The sequence below is a fragment of the Klebsiella sp. EMBS2024 genome, assembly GCF_036233805.1.
Lineage (GTDB): Bacteria > Pseudomonadota > Gammaproteobacteria > Enterobacterales > Enterobacteriaceae > Klebsiella > Klebsiella pneumoniae.
On the sequence record NZ_JAZARW010000001.1, the window covers coordinates 828,200 to 834,961 of the forward strand.

The following is a 6,762-nucleotide window of genomic DNA, read 5'->3' on the forward strand; positions in this document are numbered from 1 at the left end:
TATACCCCGGCTGTACCGTAGGGAAACAAAAGCGGCAGCGAAAAAGCGTGGGGCAGGGGATAAGGAAGCAGATAAAATACTGTGAGCGGTCTAACATTATTCGNATCGGTTCCTTTTTTTTGTTTTTTTTCCACGACGTTAAATAATATTACCTATGATTCTCATATCTCTCTTTTTAGTAACTGGAAAAGCCATAGTTTAAACACTTAATTAACATTAAGTTCACCAATATTCTTTATTGGGCTACATAATTAACACATAGAGTAAAAATTGATTTATATCAATACTTAATCCTTGGAAAAATCCCTCAAAAAACGTTAAATTGTCTCAAGTCAAATTGGCTGAATTCAGCCATCTTCACTATATATTGATCACCGTCGAAAAATGTAAAACTGGAACAATAAAAACATATTTATTGTAAGGTTATTGCGGCGTAATATATTGGGGAATCAATTGGGTTTTTCGTTAACGTATTTGTAACCTTACCCTGGCATGGTTTTACCTTCGATTGAAACCTGCTGTGGACGGGCGACAAATAAATTTGTATTGGGGCATGCGTATGAGCCAGAGCTTCTCGGTTCATTTTCGGAGTCTTCATGCGATGAGCAAGGAGTCATGATGTTAGATATAGTCGAACTGTCGCGCTTACAGTTTGCCTTGACCGCGATGTACCACTTCCTGTTTGTGCCGCTAACGCTCGGTATGGCGTTCCTGCTGGCCATCATGGAAACGGTCTACGTCCTTTCCGGCAAACAGATTTATAAAGATATGACCAAATTCTGGGGCAAGTTGTTTGGTATCAACTTCGCGCTGGGTGTGGCGACCGGTCTGACCATGGAGTTCCAGTTCGGGACTAACTGGTCGTATTACTCACACTACGTGGGCGATATCTTTGGTGCGCCGCTGGCCATTGAAGGTCTGATGGCCTTCTTCCTCGAATCCACCTTTGTAGGTCTGTTCTTCTTCGGTTGGGATCGTCTGGGCAAAGTTCAGCACATGGCCGTCACCTGGCTGGTTGCGCTGGGTTCCAACCTCTCCGCGCTGTGGATCCTTGTCGCCAACGGCTGGATGCAGAACCCTATCGCATCGGACTTCAACTTCGAAACCATGCGTATGGAGATGGTCAGCTTCTCTGAACTGGTGCTCAACCCGGTCGCCCAGGTGAAATTCGTTCACACTGTGGCGTCGGGCTATGTCACCGGCGCGATGTTCATCCTGGCGATTAGCTCCTGGTACATGCTGAAAGGTCGCGACTTCGCCTTTGCCAAGCGCTCCTTTGCCATCGCAGCCAGCTTCGGTATGGCGGCGATCCTCTCCGTTATTGTGCTGGGTGACGAATCCGGTTACGAAATGGGTGACGTGCAGAAAACCAAACTGGCGGCTATCGAAGCAGAGTGGGAAACCCAGCCTGCGCCAGCGGCCTTCACCCTGTTTGGTATTCCCGATCAGAATGCGCAGACCAACCACTTTGCGATCCAGATCCCCTACGCGCTGGGCATCATTGCTACCCGCTCGGTGGATAAACCGGTTATCGGCCTCAAGGATCTGATGGTTCAGCACGAAGAGCGTATCCGTAACGGCATGAAAGCCTACGCGCTGCTGGAACAGCTGCGCGCCGGTTCAACCGATCAGGCCGTGCGTGACCAGTTCAATAACGTGAAGAAGGACCTCGGTTATGGCCTGCTGTTGAAGCGCTATACCCCGAACGTCGCTGACGCCACGGAAGAGCAGATCGCCAAAGCGACCAAAGATTCCATTCCAAGCGTCGCACCGCTGTACTTCGCCTTCCGTATCATGGTGGCGTGCGGCATCCTGATGCTGCTGATTATAGGCGCCTCCTTCTGGAGCGTGATCCGTAACCGCATCGGCGAGAAAAAATGGCTGCTGCGCGCCGCATTCTACGGCCTGCCGCTGCCGTGGATTGCCGTGGAGTCGGGCTGGTTTGTTGCCGAATACGGCCGTCAGCCGTGGGCGATTGGTGAGGTCCTGCCGACGGCGGTGGCTAACTCATCATTAACCGCGGGCGACCTGATCTTCTCAATGTTGCTGATCTGCGGTCTGTACACGCTGTTCCTGGTGGCTGAACTGTTCCTGATGTTCAAGTTTGCCCGCAAAGGACCTAGCAGCCTGAAAACCGGCCGCTATCACTTTGAACAGTCCTCTGCGGCTATTCAGTCGGCACGCTAAGACAGGAGTCGTCAAATGATCGATTATGAAGTATTGCGTTTTATCTGGTGGCTGCTGATTGGCATTCTGCTGATTGGTTTTGCCGTCGCCGACGGGTTCGACATGGGGGTGGGCATGCTCACCCGCTTCCTCGGCCGCAACGACACCGAGCGTCGGATCATGATCAACGCCATCGCCCCGCACTGGGACGGTAACCAGGTGTGGCTGATCACCGCCGGCGGCGCGCTGTTCGCTGCCTGGCCGATGGTTTACGCCGCGGCGTTTTCTGGCTTCTATGTGGCAATGATTCTGGTGCTGGCCTCGCTGTTCTTCCGTCCGGTCGGTTTTGACTACCGTTCCAAGATCGAGGACACCCGCTGGCGCAACATGTGGGACTGGGGCATCTTCATCGGTAGCTTCGTGCCGCCGCTGGTGATTGGCGTGGCCTTTGGCAACCTGCTGCAGGGCGTGCCGTTCCACGTCGATGAATACCTGCGTCTGTTCTATACCGGTAACTTCTTCCAGTTGCTGAACCCGTTTGGTCTGCTGGCCGGTATCGTCAGCGTGGCGATGATCCTGACTCAGGGCGCCACCTACCTGCAGATGCGTACCGTAGGCGAACTGCACCTGCGTACTCGCACCGTTTCCATGGTGGCGGCGCTGGTGACGCTGGTCTGCTTCGCGCTGGCGGGCGTGTGGGTCTACTACGGCATCGACGGCTATGTGGTGAAATCGGTGATTGACCATACCGGCCCGTCTAACCCGCTGACCAAGGAAGTGGTGCGTGAAGCTGGCGCGTGGATGGTGAACTTTAACAATATGCCAGCGCTGTGGGCGGTGCCTGCCCTGGGCGTGGTGTTGCCGCTGCTGACCGTCGTTTCGACTAAAGCGGATAAAGGTGCCTGGGCATTCCTGTTCTCCTCGCTGACCCTGGCCTGCATCATTCTGACTGCCGGTATCGCGATGTTCCCGTTCATCATGCCGTCCAGCACCATGCTGAACGCCAGCCTGACGATGTGGGACGCGACCTCCAGTCAGCGGACGCTGAACCTAATGACCTACGTGGCGATTGTTTTCGTGCCGATCATTCTGGCCTACACCAGCTGGTGTTACTGGAAGATGTTTGGCCGCATCACGCGCGAAGACATCGAAAAGAATACCCACTCGCTGTACTAAGGTAAGGAGCTATATATGTGGTACTTCGCATGGATTTTGGGAACGCTTCTTGCCTGTGCTTTTGGGGTCATTACCGCGCTGGCGCTTGAGCACGTGGAAGCCACCAAAGCCGGGAAGAAAGAAGAAGTCTGATGAAATTTATCGCTACTCTGTACGCGATAATGGACAAGCGCCCGCTCCGGGCGCTTTCCTTATTGATGGCGCTGCTGCTGGCTGGCTGCATTTTCTGGGATCCGTCGCGCTTTGCGGCGAAGACCAGCGAGCTGGAAATCTGGCATGGTTTCTTGCTGATGTGGGCGGTTTGCAGCGGCGTTATTCACGGCGTGGGCTTTCGCCCGCGTGCCGTTCACTGGCAGGGGATTTTTTGTCCGCTTATCGCTGATATCGTGCTCGCTTTAGGTCTCTTCTTTTTCTTCTTTTGAATAAGAGATCTCTGTTAATGCTATGGGCTTGCATAAGCCCATAAAAATTTACGCCCCGTTTACTTTCCCCCATTCCAAACCACCTTTCCCGCGCGTATAGTAGCGAAGTTTGAAAGCTCTAACCTTTTTTTGCATTACCGGGATGTAAAGTGAATACAACGCTGTTTCGATGGCCGGTTCGGGTCTACTACGAAGATACCGATGCCGGTGGTGTGGTTTACCACGCCAGTTACGTCGCTTTTTATGAAAGAGCACGCACAGAGATGCTGCGCCACCATCACTTTAGTCAACAGGTGCTGTTGGCTGAACGCGTTGCCTTCGTGGTTCGCAAAATGACGCTGGAGTATTTTGCCCCCGCCAGACTCGACGACATGCTCGAAGTCCAGACGGAAATTACCTCGATGCGCGGCACCTCTTTGGTTTTCACGCAGCGAATCGTCAACGCCGAGAATACAGTGTTAAACGAAGCTGAGGTTCTCATTGTGTGCGTTGATCCACTCTTAATGAAGCCACGTGCGCTTCCCAAGTCTATTGTCGCGGAGTTTAAGCAGTGACTGACATGAATATCCTTGATTTGTTCCTGAAGGCGAGCCTTCTGGTAAAACTTATCATGTTGATTTTGATTGGTTTTTCTATCGCTTCCTGGGCTATCATTATTCAGAGAACGCGTATCCTTAATTCGGCCGCGCGTGAAGCTGAAGCGTTCGAGGACAAATTCTGGTCCGGGATCGAGCTCTCTCGTCTGTACCAGGAGAGCCAGGGGCGTCGCGATAACCTGACCGGTTCGGAACAAATCTTCTACAGCGGTTTCAAAGAGTTTGCACGCCTGCATCGGGCTAACAGCCATGCGCCGGAAGCGATTGTCGAAGGGGCATCGCGCGCGATGCGTATTTCGATGAACCGCGAACTGGAAACGCTGGAGACCCATATTCCGTTCCTCGGCACCGTAGGCTCGATCAGCCCGTATATCGGTCTGTTCGGTACCGTCTGGGGGATTATGCACGCCTTTATCGCCCTTGGCGCGGTGAAGCAGGCCACCCTGCAGATGGTGGCGCCAGGTATCGCCGAAGCGCTGATCGCCACCGCGATTGGTCTGTTCGCCGCGATCCCGGCGGTCATGGCGTATAACCGCCTGAACCAGCGCGTGAACAAGCTTGAACTGAATTACGACAACTTTATGGAAGAGTTCACCGCTATTCTGCACCGTCAGGCCTTTACCACCAGCGAAAGCAATAAGGGGTAAGCCATGGCCAGAGCACGTGGACGCGGACGTCGCGAACTGAAGTCCGAGATCAACATCGTTCCGCTGCTGGATGTCCTGCTGGTGCTGCTGCTGATCTTTATGGCAACGGCGCCGATCATTACGCAGAGCGTGGAAGTCGATCTGCCGGACGCCACGGAATCGCAAGCGGTGAAAAGCAATGACGATCCGCCGGTGATTGTGGAAGTCTCCGGGGTAGGGCAGTACAGCGTGAAGGTGGGGCAGGAGACGCTGTCCCAGCTGCCGCCGGAGCAGGTAATTGCCGAAGCGAAGCGTCGTCTTGAAGCCAATGAAAAAACGGTATTCCTGATCGGCGGTGCGAAAGACGTCCCTTACGATGAAATTATTAAAGCGCTGAACCTGTTGCATAGTGCAGGGGTTAAATCGGTCGGCTTGATGACCAAACCTATTTAATCGCTTCAGGTAGGTGCGTCCGCGCGGCGTCCGGTGGCGGGTATCGCTCGCCGTCGGTGCGCATCGCGGATACAGGCGAACAGTTTTTGGGAACCGATAGTGTCAAAGGCAACCGAACAAAACGACAAGCTTAAACGAGCGATCATCATTTCAGTCGCGCTGCACATCATTCTGATCGCGCTGCTGATCTGGAGTTCGTTTGACGAGCATCTGGATGCCTCTGCCGGCGGCGGCGGCGGATCGTCGATTGATGCCGTCATGGTCGATCCGGGGGCGGTGGTAAATAACTATAACCGTCAGCAACAGCAGCAGGCCAGCGCACGTCGCGCCGCTGAACAGCGTGAAAAACAGGCGCAGCAGCAGGCGGAAGAGTTACGTGAAAAACAGGCGGCGGAACAGGAACGGCTGAAACAGCTCGAACAGGAGCGGCTGCAGGCGCAGGAAGCGGCGAAAGAAGCGAAGGAGCAGCAAAAGCAGGCTGAAGAAGCGGCTGCCAAGGCCGCCGCGGCGGCAAAAGCCAAAGCGGACGCACAGGCAAAAGAAGCGCAGGAAGCCGCTGCCAAAGCGGCCGCCGAGGCGAAAGCGAAGGCGGATGCCCAGGCGAAAGCGGCAGAACAGGCGGCGGCCAAGGCGGTTGCTGACGCGAAGAAGCAGGCCGAAGCCGCTGCAGCGAAAGCCGCTGCCGAGGCGAAGAAGCAGGCGGAAGCTGAAGCGGCGAAAGCTGCGGCCGAGGCGCAGAAGAAAGCGGAAGCGGCGGCTGCGAAGAAAGCGCAACAGGAAGCGGAGAAAAAAGCCCAGCAGGAAGCGGCTAAGCAGGCGGCAGCTGAAAAAGCGGCTGCCGAAAAAGCCGCNGCGCAAAAAGCGGCCGCTGAGAAGGCCGCCGCCGAGAAAGCCGCAGCCGCTGAAAAAGCGGCGGCAGCGAAAGCGGCTGCAGCAGAGAAGGCTGCAGCTGATAAAGCGGCCAAGGCGGCAGCAGCAAAAGCCGCGGCGGCGAAGAAAGCGGCGGCTGCGAAAGAAGCGGACGGCGTAGACAACCTGCTCGGCGATCTGAGTTCTGGTAAGAATGCGCCTAAAACAGGCGGTGGGGCCAAAGGAAACAATGCCTCCGCTGCCGGGAGTGGTAATACTAAAAACAGTGCCTCAGGGGCTGATATCAACAACTATGCCGGACAGATAAAATCGGCGATTGAAAGTAAGTTTTATGACGCATCGTCCTATGCGGGCAAAACATGTACCTTGCGTATCAAACTTGCTCCTGACGGCCTGTTGTTAAATATACAGTCCGAAGGTGGTGATCCTGCTCTGTGCCAGGCCGCTCTTGCC

At 54.6% G+C, this 6,762-nt stretch carries 8 protein-coding genes; all 8 read left to right on the forward strand.

Features of this window, described 5'->3' with window-relative positions:
• Positions 1–618 precede the first annotated feature (618 nt).
• On the forward strand, positions 619–2,187 hold the full coding sequence (gene cydA, locus VZP09_RS03780) for a cytochrome ubiquinol oxidase subunit I (RefSeq protein WP_002895047.1): 1,569 nt from the start codon (positions 619–621) through the stop codon (positions 2,185–2,187).
• Positions 2,188–2,202: 15 nt separating this feature from the next.
• On the forward strand, positions 2,203–3,342 hold the full coding sequence (gene cydB / locus VZP09_RS03785) for a cytochrome d ubiquinol oxidase subunit II (protein ID WP_002895049.1): 1,140 nt from the start codon (positions 2,203–2,205) through the stop codon (positions 3,340–3,342).
• Positions 3,343–3,357: 15 nt separating this feature from the next.
• Positions 3,358–3,474, forward strand: coding sequence for a cytochrome bd-I oxidase subunit CydX (cydX, locus tag VZP09_RS03790; RefSeq protein WP_021470142.1), 117 nt, complete (start codon positions 3,358–3,360; stop codon positions 3,472–3,474).
• Positions 3,474–3,764 carry a cyd operon protein YbgE gene (gene ybgE / locus VZP09_RS03795; protein WP_002895053.1) on the forward strand — a complete coding sequence of 97 codons (291 nt, stop codon included), beginning with the start codon at positions 3,474–3,476 and terminating at the stop codon, positions 3,762–3,764. Before cydX ends, ybgE begins: the two co-directional genes overlap by 1 nt.
• Before the next feature lie 149 nt (positions 3,765–3,913).
• Positions 3,914–4,318 (forward strand): tol-pal system-associated acyl-CoA thioesterase, encoded by a 405-nt coding sequence (gene ybgC / locus VZP09_RS03800; RefSeq protein ID WP_002895056.1) that lies wholly within the window; start codon positions 3,914–3,916, stop codon positions 4,316–4,318.
• The gene (gene tolQ, locus VZP09_RS03805) at positions 4,315–5,007 is read left to right on the forward strand and encodes a Tol-Pal system protein TolQ (protein ID WP_004152221.1); all 693 of its coding nucleotides are present in this window, start codon (positions 4,315–4,317) and stop codon (positions 5,005–5,007) included. The genes ybgC and tolQ overlap by 4 nt, the downstream gene beginning before the upstream one ends.
• Positions 5,008–5,010: 3 nt before the next feature.
• Positions 5,011–5,439 carry a colicin uptake protein TolR gene (gene tolR, locus VZP09_RS03810; RefSeq protein ID WP_002895061.1) on the forward strand — a complete coding sequence of 143 codons (429 nt, stop codon included), beginning with the start codon at positions 5,011–5,013 and terminating at the stop codon, positions 5,437–5,439.
• A gap of 99 nt (positions 5,440–5,538) precedes the next feature.
• The coding region (gene tolA, locus VZP09_RS03815; RefSeq protein ID WP_328794908.1) for a cell envelope integrity protein TolA at positions 5,539–6,762 on the forward strand (1,224 nt) is incomplete at its 3' end.